Source organism: Allobosea sp. P4_H5, from assembly GCF_056400825.1.
In genome coordinates, this window is record NZ_JBFUKM010000003.1 from 136,642 (window position 1) to 155,590 (window position 18,949).

The window sequence follows — 18,949 nt, forward strand, 5'->3', positions numbered from 1 at the left end:
CGGTCAGATCCTCCGGGTCGCCGCCTGGCCGAACAGCCCGTAGGGGCGGACCAGCAGCACGACGAGCATGACGATGTAGGGGGCGACCGCATCGAGCGATGGCGCGAAATAGATCGCGAGCACGCGGGCGAGGCCGACGATGATCGCTGCCAGTGCCGCGCCCTCGATCTGGCCGAGCCCGCCGATGGCGGCGACGGCGAAGGCGAGCACCATGGTCTCAGCGCCGAGCCCGGGCGCTGCGCCCGCGGTCGGCGTCGCCAGCGCCCCGCCAAGCGCCGCCAGGAAGACGCCGAGCGTGAAGGAGAGGATGAAGACGCGGTTGGTGTTGATGCCGATGCTCTGCGCCATCTCGCGATCGGCGACGACGGCGGTGACGAGTCGGCCGATCCGGGTCTTCGTCAGCAGGACACGCAGGCCGACGACCACGATCACGGCCAGCGCGATCAGCAGGAGCTGGTAGTTGAGGTAGACGACGCCGCCGATCTCGGTCGAACCGAGCAATTGCATCGGCGTGTCCTCGGCGAGCGAGCGCACGCCGAAGACGATGCGCTGCAGGTCCTCCAGGATCAGGAACAGGCCGAAGGTGACGAGGATCTGGATCGCTTCCGACTTGCCATAGGTCCAGCGCATCAGGCAGCGCTCGACCAGCGGGCCGAACAGCACCGCGACGATCGCTGCGCTGAACACCAGGGCTGGGAAGGAGAGCCAGGGGTTCAGGCCCGCGCTGGCGACCCACAAACCGATCGAGGCGGCGACATAGGCGCCGATCGCGTAGAAGCTGCCATGCGCGACGTTGAGCACGCGCAAAACGCTGAAGACGAGCGTCAGCCCGACAGCGACGAAGAAGATCAGCGCCGCGCTGGCAAGGCCGTCGACAGCGAGCGGAATCAGGGTGTCGAGCATGAGCGGCACCTGGGATTGATGATTGGGAAAAGGGGCGGGAGGGCCGAAATGGCTCCTCCCGCCGGCGCGTTTACTGGTAGCTGCCGGGCTTGGGCTGGGCGGCGAGGAAGGCCGGGGTCAGCGTTCCAACCCACTTGATCGCGTCGTCGCCCTGGGGCGGCATCAGCGTGTCGCCCTTGTAGCGGACCATGCCGCCGATCACGGGGAATTTGTAGTCGGGCGACTTCGCGGTGACGCCGACGACCTGATCGACGAGGCCGTCATTGTCCTTGCGGGTCACGGTGGTGCCGGTCAGCGTCTTGACCGTGCTGCCGCGCATCGCCTCGGCGAGCTCGTCGCGGCTCGGCCATTTGCCGCCGGTCTTCTTCAGCGCGGCCTCATAGGCGGCCTTCATGTAGATGATCGCGTTGGCCATCTTGACCGACGGGAAGACCGGGTACTCGCCATAACGCTTCTCATAGGCCTCGACGAAGGCCTTGGTCACGGGATTGGCCCTGGCATCGGGAGACATCCACCAGCCGTCGCCGAGCACGCCGACGATGACGCCTTCGGGCAGGTTGGCGCGCTGGAGCACGGTCTCGCCCAGCGCCAGCACCACCTGGCTCGAGGTGAACAGCCCGCGCGGCTGGGCCTGGCGCACGAAATTCTCGAGATCGGCGCCCCAGAGATTGGAGAACACCACATCCGGCCGCGAGGCCGAGAGCTTCGAGATCTCAGTCTGGAAATTGGCCGAGCCGAGCTTGGGGAACAGCTCCGCCACGACCTCGACATCGGGCTTCAGCGCCTTCATCGCGGTCTTGAAGATCAGCGCCGCGTCATGGCCGAAGGCGTAGTCGGGATTGACGATGGCGATCCGCTTCACATCCGGCTTGCGCTGCAGGAGATAGAGCGCATAGGCGACGAATTCGGGAATCGTGTTGCCGTTCGGGCGGAAATAATAGCGGCTCTTGCCGTCGAGCAGGAGCTGGTGCGTGTCGCAGTTCCAGCCGATCGTCGGCGCCTGCAGCTGCTCGGCGAGCGGGGCCAGCGCCAGGCAGTTGGCGCTCGACAGCGCCGCGATCATCACCTGGTTGGACTTGTCCTCGGCGAGGCGGCGATATTCGGCGATGACGCCCTGCGTGCCCTGCGCCTCGTCGACATAGGTCGCCTTCAGCGGCACGCCGCCGATCCCGCCCCTGGCATTGATCATGTCGATCATCAGCTCGGCGGCGTTCTTGCCGGGGACGCCATAGGCGGCTGCCGGGCCCGAGGTGAAGGTCATGACGCCGACACCAAGGGATGCCGGCTTCTCCTGCGCGACGGCCGGGGCCGCAACTGCGCCGAACGAGACCGCCAGAGCGGCCATCCAAGCTGATCTGATCATGGTTTTCCTCTCCGTTTCCGATCGGCGTCCTGTCCGGGCGCCGTCGCCGTCCCTGCGCAACTGCGGCGCTTGAAGTCCTCTATAAAAATCCTTGTGAAACTTCACAAGGATTTTTATAGAGGCATCGCGAAGTTTTTTTGGGCAGGCTGCCCGGCGAACGGGCAGCGCGATTTCGGGAAGGCGAGAGGCGATGAAGACCCTGGCACTGACGGTGGAGAGCCGAACCGGCTCCAGCCCGCTGACCGCGGCAATCGACGAACTGGTGATCGGTGGCTGGGCCGGACGCGACAAGGCGGCGATGGAGCACCACATCGCCGAGCTGGAGGCGCTTGGCGTGAAGCGGCCGACCTCGACGCCGGTCTATTATCGCGTCGCCGCCGCCCGGCTGACCACCGACCCCGTCATCGAGGACGTCGGCGCCAACAGCAGCGGCGAGGTCGAGGCCGTGCTGCTCTCGTGCGGCGGCAAGACTTATGTCGGCGTCGGCTCCGACCATACCGACCGCCAGGTCGAGACCTATGGCATCAGCGTCTCCAAGCAGATCTGCGACAAGCCGGTCGCCGCGACCGTCTGGCCCTATGAGGAGGTCGCCGGCCATTGGGACGAGCTGATCCTGCGCAGCTTCGCGGTGATTGACGGCGAGCGCCGGCTCTATCAGGAGGGGCCGATCTCGGGCCTGCTCGCACCGGACGACCTGATCCGCGGCTTCAACGGCACGGGCGCGCTGCCCGACGGCACGGCGATCTTCGGTGGCACCATGCCGGCGATCGGGGGCATCCAGATGGCCAGCCGCTTCGAAGGCGAGCTCGAGGATCCGGTCCTGCGCCGCAGCATTCGCTTTGGCTACGACCTGAAGATTCTACCGATCCGGGGTTGACGTCGCGGCCCCCGGAAGGACGATGGCTGCGACCTCAGACCGCGGTGCGAGCAAACGTGACTCTTCTCGACAAGCCCAAGGATGCGCAGCGGCATGTCTCGCTGCGTGACCAGGCCTACACTGCGATCAAGCGCCTGATCATCACCACCGGGCTGCGCCCGGGCGAGATCCTGAGCGAGCCCGCGTTGAGCACGCAGCTCGACATCGGCCGCACGCCGATCCGCCAGGCGATCGACCGCCTGCTCAATGACGGGCTGGTCGAGGTGATGCCGCGCAAAGGCACGATCGTGAAGCCGGTCAGCCTGGACGAGATCCTCAACATCATCGATGCGCGCATCGTCAACGAGACCTTCTGCGTGCGCGTCGCGGCCGAGCGGGCCAGCACCGAGGTGCCGGCCCAGCTCCGGCGCAATCTCGAGGCGATGCGCGAGGCGGCGCAGGCGCGCGACATCGAGACGATCGCCGATCTCGACCAGGAGTTTCATGCGATCATCGCCGGCTCGGCCCGCAACCCGGTGATGAGCGACCTGCTGCGGAACCTGCACGAGCGCTCGGCACGGATGTGGTTCATCTCGCTCAGCACCAACGAGCAGCATTTGCGCATCTGCGCCGAGCACGCCGCCATCGTCGACGGCATCGCCCGGCAGGACCCGGACGAGGCCGAGCGGGCGATGCGGGCGCATATCGAATCCTTCCGCGCCAACATCACCCGGCAAGGCTGAGCTTTCGCGGGCTCAGCCCGCCAGCGCCGCCTCGGCCGCAGCTGCGATCGCGAACAGGGCGGCATCCTCGCCACCGGCCCTGGCCAGCATCAGCCCGGTCGGCGCCTCGCCGGCACGGTGCATCGGCAGCGAGATGGCGCAGCCGTCCATCATGTTGATCAGGGTCGGGTTGCGCAGCATCAGCAGGTTGAGGCGGGTGAAGGCCTCGTCGTCGGCATCGCACTCGGCGATCGTCGGCGCCATCGTGGGGACAGTCGGCAGCGCCAGCACGTCGAAGGCGCCGACCTCCTCGCGCATGGCGGCGACGAAGGCGGCACGGGCGCGCAGCAGCTCGATATAGTCGGCACAATCCTGGTTGGCGCCGCGCAGGATGCGCTGGCGCACGCGCGGATCGTAGCCCTCGCCCTTCGCCGCGATCAGCGCGCGGTGATGCGCATAGGATTCGGCTGCGGCGAAGCCACCCTTGGCGTTGATCCGGGCGACCTCGGCAAAGCGCGCGAAGGGCTGCTCGATGATCTGCGCGCCGGCCTTGGACAAGATGGTGAGTGCCCGCGCGAAGTGGGTCGCGACAGTCGCGTCGAGCCCATCGAGCGCGACCGTCTGCGGTACGGCGATGCGCAGGCCGGCAAGGCCGATCGCGTGCTTCGGCAATTCGGCGCCGCTTATGATCTCGTGCAGGGCGCGGCAGCAGGCGACACTCCGGGCGAGCGAGCCGATCGAATCGAGGCTCTGCGACAGGGGAAATGCGCCCTCGAGCGGCACGCTCGCCGCGGTCGGCTTGTAGCCGGTGATGCCGCAGAGCGCGGCGGGGATGCGGCAGGAGCCGCCGGTATCGGAGCCGATGCCGGCGGCCGCCATGCCGTCCGCGACCGAGACCGCTGCGCCCGAAGACGAGCCACCGGGGATGCGGCGGTTCGCGCGGTCATAAGGCGAGGCGGGCGTGCCGTGATGTGGGTTGAGGCCGAGTCCGGAAAAGGCGAACTCGCTCATATTGGTGCGGCCCATCACAATGAGCCCGGCGCGTCGCAGCCGCGCGATCGCGGGCGCGTCGCGCTCGGCAGATGGCGCGTCGGCGAGCACGGTGGAGCCTGCCGGCGTCGGCTCGCCGGCGAGGTCGAACAGGTCCTTCACCGAGATCGGGATGCCGGCGAAGGGCGAGGGGGCGAGCCCTGCGGCCCGCAGGCGGTCCATCGCTTCTGCGGCGGCGAGCGCGGCCTCGCGATGGACCTTGACGAAGGCGAGCCGACCCTCGCCATCCGGTGTCTCGATCCGCTCGAGCGCTTCGCGCACGAGGGTGAGCGAGCGTGTCCGTCCCGAGGCGAGATCGTCGGCGAGTGTGGCGAAGGTCGGCATCATGGCTGGGTCAGACCGGGTCGAAATAATGGATTTCGAGCAGGATGCAGCCCTTTTCGGATTTGAACGGCCCGTGCGGGGCATGCGGCGGGCGCACCGCATAGGTATGCGGCGGGAAGCTCTCGCCGCCATTGCCATTGGCGTCGTTGCCGACGGTGAGGTCGCCCTCCATCAGATAGACCTCCTCCCAATAGTCATGGGAGAACGGCGCGGTGGTGTAGACGCCGGGCTGGAAGCGCAGCAGGCGGGTGCGGGTGCCGCGATTGTTCACCTCGTCGAGGGCGCCCGACAGGATCTTCTGCTGGATGCCGGCGGGATAGCCGGCCGGTACCTCCCAGCCCTTGGACATGTCGAGGGTGTAGAATTCGTCGTGGCTCTTGTTGACGGGCATGACGGGATCCTTTTGCCGGCTCAGGCGGCCGATTTGGTGTCGAGGTCGTAGGAGTCCAGCATCGACTGGACGATGCCGCCGGCCTTGCCCCAGTCATAGGTGCGGAAGGAGTGGCCCTTCGTCACGAAGGTCGCGCCGGCATAGAACATCTCGTACTGGTGGTGGCGCGAGCCGAACTCGGAGCCGACCGCGTCCCAGGCGAGCTTGTAGAACTTGACCCGGTCATGCGAATTCGCCGCCGGCGACTGCTGGGTCTTCTCGATCATCGCCGCGATCTCGGGATTGGCGAAGTCGGCGATCGAGGAGGGCAGCATGATCATGCCGCCGCCGGCGAGCTCGCGCAGCGAGTTCAGGATCTTCGGATACATCTGCTGGGTCAGCACCTGCGCCGAATAGAGCATGTGCCGGTCGGGCACGAAGTAGGGGCCGGCCTGCGTGCCCTTGGCCTCCATGGCGTTGACGAAGGCGTCGACCATCGCCGCCTCGGCAGCGAGCTGGCCGAGGGTCTCGCGCACCTGCGGGAACTGGGTGATGCCGTTGGTCTGGGTGGTGCGATGGGCGATGCCCATCAGGAACTGCAGCTTCACCTTGAGGCGGATCATCGCCTGGTAGTTCTGGTAGACATGCGCCGGCGTCGCGTGGAACTGCTTCTGGCACATCTCGACGCTGCCATCGATGAAGACGCGGTCCCACGGAACCTTGACGTCGTCGAAGAACAGCACCGCATCGTTCTCGTCGTAGCGGCTGGCCAGCGGATTGTCGAAAATCGAGCCCGCCTGCGCCTCGTACGACTTGCGCGAGAGCATCTTCAGGCCCTTGGTGTTCATCGGGATGGCGAAGGAGACGGCGTAGCGCTCCTCGCCCGGCTGCATCGGCTGGATCGTGGTGACGAAGACCTCGTTGGCGACGACGCCGCCGGTCGCCAGCATCTTGGCGCCGCGGATGGTGATGCCCTCGGCGTCACGATCGACCACGCCGGCGGTCAGGAAGGGGTCGGCCTGCTCGGCCGCATTCTTGGAGCGGTCGGCCTGCGGATTGATGATGACGTAGGTCAAATAGAGATCGTTATCGCGGGCATAGCGATAATAGGCTTCGAGCGCCGCGGCGCGGGCCGGATCATAGCCCTCGAACACCGGCAGGCCCATGCGCATGCCGGAGATGCAGGAGGCGACGTGGTCGGGCGCGCGGCCGAGGAAGCCGCCATGGATCGCGGTCCAGGCTTCCAGCGCCCGGCGGCGCTCGACCAGGTCGGCATAGGAAGTCGGCAGCTGCCAGATCCGGTTGGCGCGGCCGCCGGTCTCGGTCTCGAAGGTCATGAGGTCGCGCCGCGAGGCATCGCCGGCGAAGTCGAACAGGCCGGCGACCGACTGCGCCACATTGCGGAAGGCGCGATGGCTAGTGACGTCCTCGACTTTGGCGCCGTCGATATAGATCGAGCGGCCGTCGCGGATGCTGGCCAGATGCTGCTGTCCGGTCTTGGTCATGGGTCTCTCCTCGCTCTTTTGGCTGTCAGTAGTGGATGGGCAGCGGCCAGGACGGCTCGCGCTGGGTCTCGTCGACGAGGTCGCGATAGCGGCCGCGGAAAAAGATCAGGGGCGCCGGAGTGCCGGGGCGCACGGTGTGGCGCAGCACCCGCACCAGGAAGATGACGTGGTCGCCGCCGTCATGATTGGCGTAGGGCTCGCACTCGAAATGGGCGAGCGATCCGGTGATCAGCGGCGCCTGGGCGTGACCGACGCTGCGCTTGGTCTCGGACCATTTGTCGCCGAGCGCGCGGGCGAAACGGTTGGATATGTGCTCCTGCTCGCGCGCCAGCACATTGACCGCGAAGCCCTTGGCCTCAAGCATGGCCGGCAGGCTGTTCGCCCGCCTGTCGACGCTGAACAGGACGAGCGGCGGATCGATCGAAACGGAGTTGAATGAACTCATGGTCATGCCGATGAGCTCCTCGCCGCTGCCCTGCGCGGTGATCACCGCGACGCCGGTGGCGAACTCGCCCAGGGATTGCCTGAAGGCCTTGGCGTCCATCGTCCCCTCCTCTCCGGTTGCTTTTGCGATATATCCTTGTTAAGATAGCTTTGTAACAAAGCTATTAGAGTGAGTCAACAGCCCTTGAGGACGACCAAACCATGTCGAGCGAGAACCGGCGCATGACCGTGGCGAAGCCGGATTTGCTGGATGGCGGCAGCGATACGCGCTTCCGCGACCTGCTCTACGATTTCTTCGCCTTCGGCGGCCGGCTGGAGGAGGCGAGGGCGCGCTTCGCCGCCTATATCGGGCTCACCCCGCCGCAATATCTGATCATGATTGCAATCAGCCGCGCCGCTGCCGTCGGCGAGGTCGGCGTGGCGCAGGTCGCCGAGCGGCTGCATCTCAGCGGCGCCTTCGTCACCATCGAGGTGAACAAGCTGGTGAAGGGCGGGCTTGTCGCCAAGCAGCCGCATGCCAGCGACAAGCGCCGGGTCAATCTCTCGGTGACGCCGCTCGGGTCAACGATGCTGGAGCGCCTGGCGGCTTTGCAGCGCCCGGTGAACGATGCGCTGTTCGCCTCGCTCGACCGCGCGGATTTCGAGATGCTGAGCGGCATCATGCGGCGGCTTGCCCGGGGGGCGAAGCAGGCCCTCCATCTTGCCGATCACATCGTCGCCGACGAGAAGGCGCAGGCGCACGATTGAGATCGCGCCTGCCGGCGCTCTCCTGATCATTATCATCGCTTGAGGCGAGGGGTGTTCGGCACGCGGAGGTTGCTGAATCCTTGCTTTTTCAGCGATACAAAACGTTTGCGCAAACGTTTTGTATGATTATCCTCCCCATAGAGTGGCCGTTGAGCCGCAGCGGGAGGCTCTGTTGGCGCGCCATTGCCGGTTTTCCAGCGTGTGTCGTCACACCATGGTGGAAGTCGTTCTGCGCCGGCGCGGCATCCTTGCCGGCTCTGGACGCAGCCGATGGTGACGATCAAGGATGTCGCCCGCGCCGCCGGGGTTTCGGTGACCACGGTGTCCCATGCGGTCAACCGCACGCGCCATGTGAATCCGGGTACGATCGAGAAGGTCCAGGCGACGATCGAGCAGCTCGGCTATCAGCCGAGCGGCGTGGCGCGGGCGCTGAAGAGCAATCGCACCCACACCGTCGGCATGATCGTCACCAGCTCGACGAACCCGTTCTTCGCCGAGGTGATCCGCGGCGTCGAGACCGGCTGCTTCGATCGTGGCTACAGTCTGATGCTGTGCAATTCCGGCGACGTCGCGCAGAAGCTCACCGCCTATCTGCGCACGCTGATGATGAAGCGCATCGACGCGCTGCTGGTGATGACCAGCAATGCCAGCTCGGACTTCTTTCGGCGGCTCGAGCAGATCAAGGCGGTGCCGATCATCGCGCTCGATACGACGATCCCGCGCGTCGACTGCCTGATCAACGACGATTCCCTGTTGGGTGGCCGGCTCGCCGGTGCGCATCTGGCCAGCAAGGGCTTCCGCCGCATCGGCTGCATCACCGGGCCGGCCGAGCATCCGCGCAGCATGGAGCGCCTCGCCGGCTTCACCGCCGCGCTGGCGGAGGCGGGAAGGCCGCTTGATCCGGCGCTGATGATCGAATCCGATCTCACGGTCGGCGGCGGCCATGCGGCAATGGCCGAACTGCTCGATCGTCGCGGTGCGACGCGGCCGGATGCGATCTTCTGCTTCAACGACCTCGTCGCCATCGGCGCAATGTGCGCGGCGCAGCAACGCGGTTTGCGCGTGCCGGAAGACCTTGCGGTCATCGGTTATGACGACATCGACATCGCTGCCTTCACCTCGCCGCCGCTGACCACCATCCGCCAGCCAGCCTACGACATCGGCGTCAAGGCGGCCGAATTGCTGGTCGGCCTGCTCGATCATGGCCGGCCGCTGCCGCACACGCTGGCGCTGGAGCCGGTGCTGGTCGAGCGCCTGTCTGTGACATCCGCGACGAACCCTGGAAGGTCCGCATGACCCGCTACATCATCGATTGCGATCCCGGGCATGACGATGCGATGGCGATCCTCTACGCCGCCGCGCATCTCGACGTTGTCGGGCTGACGACGGTCGCCGGCAATTCCTCGCTGGAGAACTCGACCCGCAACGCGTTGGCGATCTGCAAGCTGGCGGGCCTGAAGCTGCCCGTCGTGCCCGGCCTCGACCGCGCCTTGATCGAGCCGCCGCTCGACGGCGCCTATGTCCATGGCGCGACCGGCATCGACGGCGCTGAATTGCCGGCTCCCGGTTATGACCCGTTGAACCGCCACGCCGTCGACTTCATCATCGAGACCGCCAAGGCCGCGCCGGGCGAGCTCAGCCTGATCGCGATCGGCCCGCTCAGCAATGTCGCGCTGGCGCTGCGCCTGGAGCCGCGGCTCGCCGGCTGGCTCAAGTCGATAGCGATCATGGGCGGCTCGACCACCAGCGGCAACCGCACGCCCTATGCCGAGTTCAACATCGTCTGCGATCCCGAGGCGGCGGCGATCGTCTTCGATGCCGGCGTGCCGCTCAGCATGGTCGGGCTCAACGTCACCCGCCAGGCGGGGATCGCCGAGCGCCATATCGCCAGGCTGCGCCAGGGCGGCGGCCGCGTCTCTTCGGTGATGGCCGATCTGCTCGCCTTCTATCTCGCCAAGATGCAGGAGCGCTATGGCACGCCGACCGCGGCGATGCACGATCCCTGCGCCGTCATCCCGCTGGTCAGGCCGGGGCTGATCACCTTCCAGGCGCTGCCGGTGCATATCGAGCTCGGCGAGGGGCCGCTGCGCGGCATGACCGCCTGCGATTCCCGGCCGATGCGCCGCGACCACGACCAGCCTGGCGCCAGCCGGCCGGCGAATTGCGACGTCGCGGTCGCGGTGGACGGCGAGGCCTGCGTCGACGCCGTCATCGACACCATCCTCGGATATGACCGCCCATGATCCCGCTGCTCATCGACTGCGATCCCGGCCATGACGACTCCATGGCCATCCTCTATGCCGCCAAGCATTTCGAGCTGCGCGGCCTGACCACGGTGTTCGGCAACTCGATCGTCGAGAACACCACGCGCAATGCGCTGAAGATCTGCGAGCTTGCGGGGCTCGACATCCCCGTCGCCGGCGGCGTGGGCGCGCCCCTGGTCGGCAGCTTCGCGCCGTCGATGATCCATGGCGCCAGCGGCCTCGATGGCGCCGACCTGCCTGAGCCGAAGCGCCGGCCGGTCGACATGCATGCGGTGACGATGATCATCGAGCAGGCGAAGAAGGCTCAAGGAGAGCTCGTGCTCGCCGCCATCGGTCCGCTGACCAATGTCGCGGTGGCGCTTCGGACCGAGCCACGGCTGGCGCGCTGGCTGAAATGCATCACCATCATGGGCGGCAGCCTCGATATCGGCAACGCCGCCCCTTATGCCGAAGCGAACATCCTGAAGGATCCGGAAGCGGCGGCGGCCGTCTTCTCCAGCGACGCCGAGATCTATCTCGCCGGCCTCAACTTCACCCGCCAGGCGATCCTCGACCGAAGCCATGCCGAGCTGCTGCGGCGGGCGGGCGGGGCGGTGCCGGAGACCGTCGCTGGCATGCTCGACTTCTATCTGACCCGCAACGAAGCCCGCTACGGCAAGCCGATCTCGCCGATGCACGACCCCAGCGCCTTCCTGCCCTTCGTGCGGCCGGATCTCGTCGAGCACAGGCCCTTCCACATCCAGGTCGAGCTGGCGAGCCCGCTGCTGCGCGGCATGACCGTGGCCGACCAGCGCAATGTCACGCGCCGCCCGGACGAGCCGGAGCCGCCGCGCGCCAACGTCATGGCCGGCATCCGCATGGATGGGCCGGCCGCGACCCGGCATGTGATCGAGACGATCGCGAGCTATGGGCGCGGCTGAGCCCGCCCGGCTGCGACTGGCCTGCTGCCTACAACGAACAAGACTGATCAGGAGGATTGGATGACGACGCGCCGCACCGTTCTGAAGGGCATGACCGCTGCTGGCGGCATGCTCGCCGCGCCGCACTTGCTGCGCGCCCAGGCCAAGACCGAGCTCAACGTGATCTGGGTCGGCTGGCCGGAGGGCCACATCACGCCGATGGCGGAGATGTTCATGAAGAACAATCCGACGATCGGCCTGAAGCTCGAGCGCATCCCGTTCAACGAGCTCTTCCCGGCGCTCGAAGTGCGGCTGCAGGCGCGCTCGCCACTGCCCGACATCTTCTTCGCCGACGGCCCGCTGACCGCCTCCTACTCGATCCGTAAGCATCTCGCCGAACTCGACGGCATCCTCGGCAACGACCTCAGTCGCTACAGCAAGGCGGCGCTGGCGCAGGGCACCTACAAGGGCAAGCTGATGACGCTGCCCTATATCAGCAGCGGCATGGTGCTGTTCCTCAACCGCAAGCACTTCGCGGACGCCGGCGTCGCCCTGCCCGAGCCCGACGTCGTCAAGCGCTGGACCTGGGAACAGACGCTCGAAGCTGCCAAGAAGCTGACCGACCCCGCCAAGAACCAGTGGGGCCTCGTCTTCGAGATGGCCGACCGGCCTTATCAGGCGCTGACCCTGCCGCAGTCGAAGGGCGCGCAGGTGCTGAGCGAGGACGGTCTGACCGCGACCGGCTATGTCGATTCCCAGCCCTTCATCGACGCGATGCAGTTCTACGCAGACCTGTTCAACAAGCATAAGGTGACGCCGACCGGCGTGTTCGACACCAATCTCGCGCTCGAAATGTTCGCGACCGGCCGGGCTTCGATGTACCTCGCGACCACGCCGAGCCTCGCCTCGATCTCGGCGCGCAAGGACCTCGACTGGGCGGTGGCGCCGCAGCCCTATTTCGAGGGTGGCAAGGCGGTGACGCCGACCGGCAGCTGGCATATCGGCATGAACCCGCGCACCAAGCAGCGCGCCGCGGCCGAGACCTTCATCAAGGCCTTCGCCCAGCCTGAGTATGTTGAGGCGCAGGCGCGCCTGCGGCCGAACCCGCCGGTGCTGAAATCGGTCTGGGATTCGATGGGCGCCGAGCTCGACACGCCCGGCTGGCGCATCGTCCGCTCCGAGATGGAGAACACTGCCGTGCCGCGGCCGGCGACGCCGGGCTGGCTCGAATATGAGGACATCCTGCGCGGCACTTTCCGCGAGATCCAGGGCGGCGCCAATGTCGAGCAGCGGCTGAAGAAGGCCGCCCGCGACATCGACCGCGAATTCGCCAAGTATCGCGGCTGACCGGAGATGACCGCCTTGACCGACCGGGCCTCTGCCCCTGTCGCCGCTTCGGAGGCGCCGCGTATCGCGCGGCGCCGCTCGTCCGATCCGATGCAGCCGCGCACGCTGGTGCTGCTCGCCTTTTTGCTGCCGGCGCTGGCCTTCCTCGTCCTGTTCCGGCTGACGCCGATCGTGATCGCCATCGGTGGCAGCCTGTTCACCCAGAACCTCGCGGGCGAGACCTCGTTCGACGGCCTGACGAATTTCGCTCAGCTCTTCGGCGACGAGCGCTTCTGGAATTCGCTCAAGGTCACGCTGATCTTCAACATCATCATCAACCCGCTGCAGATCGCCATCGCCTTCTGCTACGCGCTGCTGGTGATGGCGCCGGGCAAGGGCGTCACCTTCTTCCGCGCCGCCTTCTTCCTGCCGATGACGCTCTCCACCGGCCTTACCGCCGTGCTGTGGAACATCATGCTGGACTCCAATCTGGGGCCCGTGAACGCCATCCTCGAAGGCATCGGCATCGGCCGCCAGCCCTTCTTTCTGTCGGAACATCAGGCGCTCGGCACGATGATCGCCATCGCGACCTGGAAGGGCTGCGGCTACTGGATGATCTTCCTGCTGGCCGGGCTCTACCGCATTCCCGGCGAGCTCTACGAGGCCGCCCGCATTGACGGCGCCAGTCGCTGGCACCAGCTCGTCCACATCACCCTACCGCAGATGCGCCGGCCGCTCGCCTTCGTCTTCGTCGCCGACACAGCGATCAACTTCCTGTTCTTCGCGCCGGTCTACATCATCACCAAGGGCGGGCCGAACGGCGCGACCGATCTCCTGATGTTCCGCGCCTATGAGAACGCCTTCACCTTCATCAACTGGGGGCGCTCGCTGGCGCTGTCGACGATCATCCTCGTCATCATCGGCGTGATCGCCGCGATCGAGCTCAGGCTGTTCCGCGACAAGGAAGGAGCCGAGACATGAGCGTCGATCGCCGCTCGACCGCGCTGGCCTTCGGAGTCGCGCGCTACGTCACGATGTCGCTGATCGCGCTCGTGCTGCTGCTGCCGCTGATCTGGCTCGTGGTCTCCTCGCTGCGGCCGCCGGCGGACATCTTCGCCCATGGCAGCCGGCTCGGCTGGAGCATGCTGATCCCGGACCGGCTGACGCTGGAGAACTACACCTCGCTCATCGGCACCGGCTTCCCGCGCGCCGTCGGCAATTCGCTCTTCGTCGCGCTGACCACGATGGTGGTCGGCGTCGTCATCAATGCCGCTGCGGGCTTTGCCTTCGCGGTCTTCGACTTCCGCTTCAAGAACGTGATCTTCGTCTTCGTTCTGGCAGCGGCGATGATGCCGTTCGAGGCGATCGTCATTCCGCTCTACATCCTCGTGCAGAGCCTTGGCCTGATCGACACCTATGCCGCGCTGATCCTGCCGGACCTCGCCAACGGCTTCGTCATCTTCATGTTCCGCCAGTTCTTCGCCGGCCTGCCGCGCGAGCTCTACGAGGCGGCGCGGGTCGATGGCGCCTCCTGGGGGCATATCTGGCTGAAGATCGCGCTGCCGATCTCGTGGCCGGTGGTGCTGACCGGCGGCATCATGCTGTTCATGCACCAGTTCGAGGCGTTCTTCTGGCCGCTGGTGGCGGCGCCGTCGCCGGAGCACACGCTCGTGCAGGTGGCGATCGCGCGCAATATCAGCCTGGAGGGCACGGAATGGGGGCGATTGTTCTCCTCGACCACGCTTGCCGGCCTCGTCGCGCTGGTGCCGTTCCTGCTCTTCCAGAAGTTCTACATCCGCAACTTCGTCACGAGCGGGCTGAAATAGGGGGATCGTCGGGGAGTGGAACGACCGGATCATCCCAGGATTGTGTGGCGCGGGTCACGCATGGGAGCGAGCCCCGTGCGCAGGACCTTGCGCCGGTTGCGCAGGGCGCCGTTCTCCTTGCCTGATTTTTACCCGGACAATGTAGGCGAGAGCGGCCTGAGTAATCGCACGCAAATCGTGTAGGTCGGTAGCGTGGCGGCGCAAAAAGCAGGCAGGGTGCTGAATCTTTTATGACGTCGGCTGCTGACATCCGCCGCGCTCTGGGTATTCTGAACCGACTTTGAACCCGGCTCACCGGCCGCGGGGTGGGCGCTTGTGTCCGCTACGCAGCCCAATCAGATCGCTAAGAAGGACCTGGCATGACCTCTCCGATCCTCTCGGTCTCGAATCTGACGACCTCGTTCCGGGTCGAAGGACTCTGGAAGCCGGTCGTGCGCAACATCTCCTTCGACATCAAGCCGCAGGAAACGCTGGCGGTGGTCGGCGAATCCGGCTCGGGCAAGAGCGTCACGGCGCTGTCGATCATGCGGCTGACCCCGCCGAGCTCCAGCAAGATCGAGGGCTCGATCAAGCTCAACGGCAAGGAGCTGCTGACCCTGCCGGATGCGCAGATGCGTCAGATCCGCGGCAACGACATCGCGATGATCTTCCAGGAGCCGATGACGTCGCTGAACCCAGTGCTGACCATCGGCTTCCAGATCGCCGAGGCGCTGATCCTGCATCGCGGCCTGTCGCGCTCGGAGGCAGAAGCCGAAACGGTGCGCCTGTTGGAGAAGGTCAAGATCCCCTCGGCGAAGTCGCGCTTCCACGAATATCCGCACCGCTTCTCCGGCGGCATGCGTCAGCGCGTGATGATCGCGATGGCGCTGGCCTGCAAGCCCAAGCTCCTGATCGCCGACGAGCCGACCACCGCGCTCGACGTGACGATCCAGGCGCAGATTCTGGAGCTGATCAAGCAGCTGCAGCAGGAAGAGGGCATGTCGGTCCTCTTCATCACGCATGACATGGGTGTCGTCGCCGAGATCGCCGACCGCACCGTCGTCATGTACAATGGCGACGAGGTCGAGACCGGCGCGACCGAGGATATCTTCGCCAGCCCGCAGAAGCCCTACACCAAGGCGCTGCTCTCGGCCGTGCCGCGGCTGGGCTCAATGATCGGCCGTGGGCGTCCGATGCGCTTCCCGGTGGTCGACCGCGCGACCGGCGAATCCGATGTCCCGACCGAAACTCCTGACACCGTCCAGGCGGCCGAGCGCCCGGTGCTGGAGGTGGCGGGGCTGACGACCCGTTTCGAGATCCGCTCGGGCCTGCTCTCCTCGGTCAAGGGCCGGGTGCACGCGGTCGAGAACGTCTCCTTCAGCCTGAAGGCGGGCGAGACCCTGGCGCTGGTCGGCGAATCCGGCTGCGGCAAGTCGACGACGGGCCGTTCGGTTCTGCGACTGGTCGAGCCGCTCTCCGGCTCGGTTCTGCTCGATGGCGTCGACGTGCTCAAGCTCAGCCAGGGCGAGCTGCGCGAGCAGCGCAAGCGCATGCAGATGATCTTCCAGGATCCGTTCGCCTCGCTCAACCCGCGCATGAATGTTGGCGCCGCGATCGCCGAGCCGCTGCTGATCAACAACCTCGCCAACCGCTCGGAAGCGCGCGACAAGGTCGCCGACCTCCTGAAGCGCGTCGGCCTGCTGCCCGACATGGCGAGCCGCTTCCCGCACGAATTCTCCGGCGGCCAGCGCCAGCGCATCTGCATCGCCCGCGCACTCGCGGTCGAGCCGCGCCTGATCGTGGCGGACGAGGCGGTCTCGGCGCTCGACGTCTCCGTCAAGGCACAGGTGGTCAACCTGATGCTCGACCTGCAGGCGAGGATGGGGCTGGGCTATCTCTTCATCTCGCACGACATGGCGGTGGTCGAGCGCGTCAGCCACCGCGTCGCGGTGATGTATCTCGGCGAGATCGTCGAGATCGGCCCGCGCGAGGCGATCTTCGGCAATCCGCAGCACCCCTACACCAAGCGGCTGCTGTCAGCGGTGCCGATCGCCGATCCGGCCCGGCGCCTGCAGAAGCGCCCGGTCTCGAACGACGAGATCAAGAGCCCGATCCGGCCGGCCGATTACGTCCCGCCGGTGCGCCAGTATCGCGAGGTCTCGCCTGGCCACGCCGTGATGATCTGGGGCGAGGAGTGGGAAGCCAAGCCGGTCATCGCCAAGGTGGCGTGACCCGCCTCGTCATTGCGAGGAGCTTAATGACAAAACAGCCCGGGAGCGGCAGCTCCCGGACTGTTTTGCTTTCGCTGGCAATGACGACATGGCCTGCCCGGCGAGAACCTTCAATCGATAGCCGTTTCCGGGCTCAGGCCGCCGCCTTCGCCAAAAACGTCTCGGCGTAGTGGCAGGCGACTTCCCGTCCGTCGACCTCGCGCTTCTGCGGGCGCTCGGTCCGGCAGCGATCGGCGACGAAGGGGCAGCGGGTCGAGAAGACGCAGCCCGTCGGCGGGTTGAGCGGCGAGGGCAGTTCGCCGCGCAGCACGATCTTCTCGCGCTTGTCGCCGCCGACGCGCGGCGTCGAGGCGAGCAGCGCCTGCGTGTAGGGATGCAGCGGGCGGGCGTAGATGCGCTCTTTCGGCCCGTGCTCGATGGCATTGCCGAGATACATCACCATCACATCATGGGCGATGTGGCGGACGACGCTGAGATCATGCGAGATGAAGAGGTAGGCGAGCTTGAGCTCGTCCTGCAGATCGGCCAGCAGGTTGAGGACCTGCGCCTGGATCGAGATGTCGAGCGCCGAGACCGGCTCGTCTGCGACCACCACCTTCGGCGAGAGGATCAGCGCGCGGGCAATCGCGATGCGCTGGCGCTGGCCGCCTGAGAACATGTGCGGGTAGCGGGCATAGTGCTCCGGCCGCAGGCCGACCTTGGCCATCATAGCGCGGGCCTTCTCGGTGCGCTCGGCCTTGGAGAGGTCGGTGTTGATCAGCAGTGGCTCCTCGAGGATCGTGCCGATCTTCTTGCGCGGGTTGAGCGAGCCATAGGGGTTCTGGAAGACGAACTGGACGGTGCGGCGCAGGCGGCGCTGCTCGCTCGCCGGCGGTGAGACAGCGTCGAGCCCGTCGAGCGTCAGCGACCCGGAGGTCGGCTTCTCGATCAGCGTCGCCATGCGGGCCAGCGTCGATTTCCCGCAGCCGGATTCGCCGACCACGGCCAGAGTGCGCCCGGCCTCGACCGCAAAGGAGACCTTGTTCACCGCCTGCAATTGCGCCGGCGGGCGGAACAGCCCCTGCCTGACCTGATAGGTCTGGACGAGGTCGCGGGCTTCGATGACGGGATTGCTCATCGGGCCGCCTCCGTCGTCGCGCCGGTTTCGTCGCGGGCGCGCTCCGCCTCGCGCTGGAGATCGCCGAGCGGGTAATGGCAGCGCACATGCCCGTCAGCCCAAGGCCGGAGCTCGGGCTGGACGCTGCGCGAATGCTGGGTGGCGTAGGCGCAGCGCGGGCTGAACAGGCAGCCCTTCGGCCGGTCGTTCAGGCCGGGCACCATGCCGGGGATGGTGGCGAGCCGGCTCTCCCCTTCGCTGCGCTCGGGCAAAGCGGCGAGCAGCGCAGCGGAGTAGGGATGCTGCGGGGCGGAGAACAGCGCGTCGACCTTGCGCTCCTCCATGATCTGCCCGGCATACATCACCATGATGCGCTGCGCGGTCTCGGCGACGACGCCCATGTTATGGGTGATCAGGACGAGCGCCATGTCGCGCTCCTTCTGCAGCGACATCAGGAGGTCGAGGATCTGCGCTTGGATGGTGACGTCGAGCGCGGTCGTCGGCTCATCAGCAATCAGCAGGCGCGGATTGCAGGCGATCGCCATGGCGATCATGACGCGCTGGTTCATGCCGCCCGAAAGTTGGTGCGGATAAGCCTTGAGGCGGCTTTCCGGGGCGGGGATGCCGACCTGCTCCAGCAATTCGATCGCCCGGCGCTTGGCTGCCTTGCGGTCCATGCCCTCATGCTTGCGCAGCGTCTCGGCGAGCTGGAAGCCGATGGTGAAGCACGGGTTCAGGCTGGTGCTCGGCTCCTGGAAGATCATCGCCACGTCCTTGCCGGTGAGCTGGCGGCGCTCGCGGGCGGACATAGTCAGGAGGTCGCGGCCGTCGAAGCGCAGCTTGTCGGCGCGGACGCGGCCGGGATAGCCGACGAGGCCCATCAGCGCGAGCATGGTGACTGATTTGCCGGAGCCGGATTCGCCGACGACGCCGAGCACCTCGCCCTCGTCGAGGGTGAGGTCGATGCGGTCGACCGCGCGCAGAGTTCCCTGGGATGTCGGGAACTCGACGCTGAGGTTTTCGATCTCGAGCAGGGGCATGGGA

General features: G+C 66.6%; 18 protein-coding genes. 10 read left to right on the forward strand and 8 right to left on the reverse strand.

The window, feature by feature from the left end:
- Nucleotides 1-3 precede the first annotated feature (3 nt).
- Nucleotides 4-903 carry a branched-chain amino acid ABC transporter permease gene (locus AC1DS0_RS07175; protein WP_476813686.1) on the reverse strand — a complete coding sequence of 300 codons (900 nt, stop codon included), beginning with the start codon at nucleotides 901-903 and terminating at the stop codon, nucleotides 4-6.
- Between the two features lie 70 nt (nucleotides 904-973).
- Complete coding sequence (locus AC1DS0_RS07180) at nucleotides 974-2,266, reverse strand: ABC transporter substrate-binding protein (RefSeq protein ID WP_476813687.1); 1,293 nt, start codon at nucleotides 2,264-2,266, stop codon at nucleotides 974-976.
- Between the two features lie 190 nt (nucleotides 2,267-2,456).
- On the opposite strand from AC1DS0_RS07180, the gene AC1DS0_RS07185 reads away from it, so the two are divergent.
- Together AC1DS0_RS07185 and AC1DS0_RS07190 are read left to right on the forward strand one after the other, a co-directional pair.
- The gene (locus AC1DS0_RS07185) at nucleotides 2,457-3,143 is read left to right on the forward strand and encodes a DUF2848 domain-containing protein (RefSeq protein WP_476813688.1); all 687 of its coding nucleotides are present in this window, start codon (nucleotides 2,457-2,459) and stop codon (nucleotides 3,141-3,143) included.
- Nucleotides 3,144-3,199: 56 nt separating this feature from the next.
- Nucleotides 3,200-3,865 carry a GntR family transcriptional regulator gene (locus tag AC1DS0_RS07190; protein ID WP_476813689.1) on the forward strand — a complete coding sequence of 222 codons (666 nt, stop codon included), beginning with the start codon at nucleotides 3,200-3,202 and terminating at the stop codon, nucleotides 3,863-3,865.
- A gap of 12 nt (nucleotides 3,866-3,877) precedes the next feature.
- Here the strand turns inward: AC1DS0_RS07190 and AC1DS0_RS07195 are convergent, their stop codons facing one another.
- The 4 genes from AC1DS0_RS07195 to AC1DS0_RS07210 are packed head-to-tail and all read right to left on the reverse strand — an operon-like array spanning nucleotide 3,878 to nucleotide 7,637.
- Nucleotides 3,878-5,221, reverse strand: a complete 1,344-nt coding sequence (locus tag AC1DS0_RS07195) for an amidase (protein WP_476813690.1) — start codon at nucleotides 5,219-5,221, stop codon at nucleotides 3,878-3,880.
- Nucleotides 5,222-5,228: 7 nt separating this feature from the next.
- Nucleotides 5,229-5,609 (reverse strand): cupin, encoded by a 381-nt coding sequence (locus AC1DS0_RS07200; RefSeq protein ID WP_476813691.1) that lies wholly within the window; start codon nucleotides 5,607-5,609, stop codon nucleotides 5,229-5,231.
- 20 nt (nucleotides 5,610-5,629) lie between these two features.
- On the reverse strand, nucleotides 5,630-7,093 hold the full coding sequence (locus AC1DS0_RS07205; protein WP_476813692.1) for a 4-hydroxyphenylacetate 3-hydroxylase family protein: 1,464 nt from the start codon (nucleotides 7,091-7,093) through the stop codon (nucleotides 5,630-5,632).
- 25 nt (nucleotides 7,094-7,118) lie between these two features.
- Nucleotides 7,119-7,637 (reverse strand): flavin reductase family protein, encoded by a 519-nt coding sequence (locus tag AC1DS0_RS07210; protein ID WP_476813693.1) that lies wholly within the window; start codon nucleotides 7,635-7,637, stop codon nucleotides 7,119-7,121.
- Between the two features lie 101 nt (nucleotides 7,638-7,738).
- Between AC1DS0_RS07210 and AC1DS0_RS07215 the strand changes: the two genes are divergently transcribed.
- From AC1DS0_RS07215 to AC1DS0_RS07250, 8 genes are all read left to right on the forward strand, one after another.
- Entirely contained in the window at nucleotides 7,739-8,284 is a 546-nt protein-coding gene (locus AC1DS0_RS07215; RefSeq protein WP_476813694.1) for a MarR family winged helix-turn-helix transcriptional regulator, read from the forward strand.
- 270 nt (nucleotides 8,285-8,554) lie between these two features.
- Nucleotides 8,555-9,580 carry a LacI family DNA-binding transcriptional regulator gene (locus AC1DS0_RS07220; RefSeq protein WP_476813695.1) on the forward strand — a complete coding sequence of 342 codons (1,026 nt, stop codon included), beginning with the start codon at nucleotides 8,555-8,557 and terminating at the stop codon, nucleotides 9,578-9,580.
- Entirely contained in the window at nucleotides 9,577-10,527 is a 951-nt protein-coding gene (locus tag AC1DS0_RS07225; RefSeq protein ID WP_476813696.1) for a nucleoside hydrolase, read from the forward strand. The genes AC1DS0_RS07220 and AC1DS0_RS07225 overlap by 4 nt, the downstream gene beginning before the upstream one ends.
- On the forward strand, nucleotides 10,524-11,468 hold the full coding sequence (locus AC1DS0_RS07230) for a nucleoside hydrolase (RefSeq protein ID WP_476813697.1): 945 nt from the start codon (nucleotides 10,524-10,526) through the stop codon (nucleotides 11,466-11,468). The genes AC1DS0_RS07225 and AC1DS0_RS07230 overlap by 4 nt, the downstream gene beginning before the upstream one ends.
- Before the next feature lie 60 nt (nucleotides 11,469-11,528).
- Nucleotides 11,529-12,794, forward strand: coding sequence for an ABC transporter substrate-binding protein (locus AC1DS0_RS07235; RefSeq protein WP_476813698.1), 1,266 nt, complete (start codon nucleotides 11,529-11,531; stop codon nucleotides 12,792-12,794).
- A gap of 6 nt (nucleotides 12,795-12,800) precedes the next feature.
- A complete protein-coding gene (locus AC1DS0_RS07240) occupies nucleotides 12,801-13,754 on the forward strand; it encodes a carbohydrate ABC transporter permease (RefSeq protein ID WP_476813699.1) in 954 nt (317 codons plus the stop codon).
- Entirely contained in the window at nucleotides 13,751-14,599 is an 849-nt protein-coding gene (locus tag AC1DS0_RS07245) for a carbohydrate ABC transporter permease (RefSeq protein ID WP_476813700.1), read from the forward strand. Before AC1DS0_RS07240 ends, AC1DS0_RS07245 begins: the two co-directional genes overlap by 4 nt.
- A gap of 359 nt (nucleotides 14,600-14,958) precedes the next feature.
- Nucleotides 14,959-16,809, forward strand: coding sequence for an ABC transporter ATP-binding protein (locus tag AC1DS0_RS07250; RefSeq protein ID WP_476813701.1), 1,851 nt, complete (start codon nucleotides 14,959-14,961; stop codon nucleotides 16,807-16,809).
- Between the two features lie 133 nt (nucleotides 16,810-16,942).
- Here AC1DS0_RS07250 and AC1DS0_RS07255 read toward each other — a convergent pair whose 3' ends face one another.
- On the reverse strand, nucleotides 16,943-17,926 hold the full coding sequence (locus tag AC1DS0_RS07255; protein ID WP_476813702.1) for a peptide ABC transporter ATP-binding protein: 984 nt from the start codon (nucleotides 17,924-17,926) through the stop codon (nucleotides 16,943-16,945).
- Nucleotides 17,923-18,945: an ABC transporter ATP-binding protein gene (locus AC1DS0_RS07260; protein ID WP_476813703.1), complete on the reverse strand. Its 1,023-nt coding sequence runs from the start codon at nucleotides 18,943-18,945 to the stop codon at nucleotides 17,923-17,925. Before AC1DS0_RS07260 ends, AC1DS0_RS07255 begins: the two co-directional genes overlap by 4 nt.
- Between the last annotated feature and the right edge of the window lie 4 nt (nucleotides 18,946-18,949).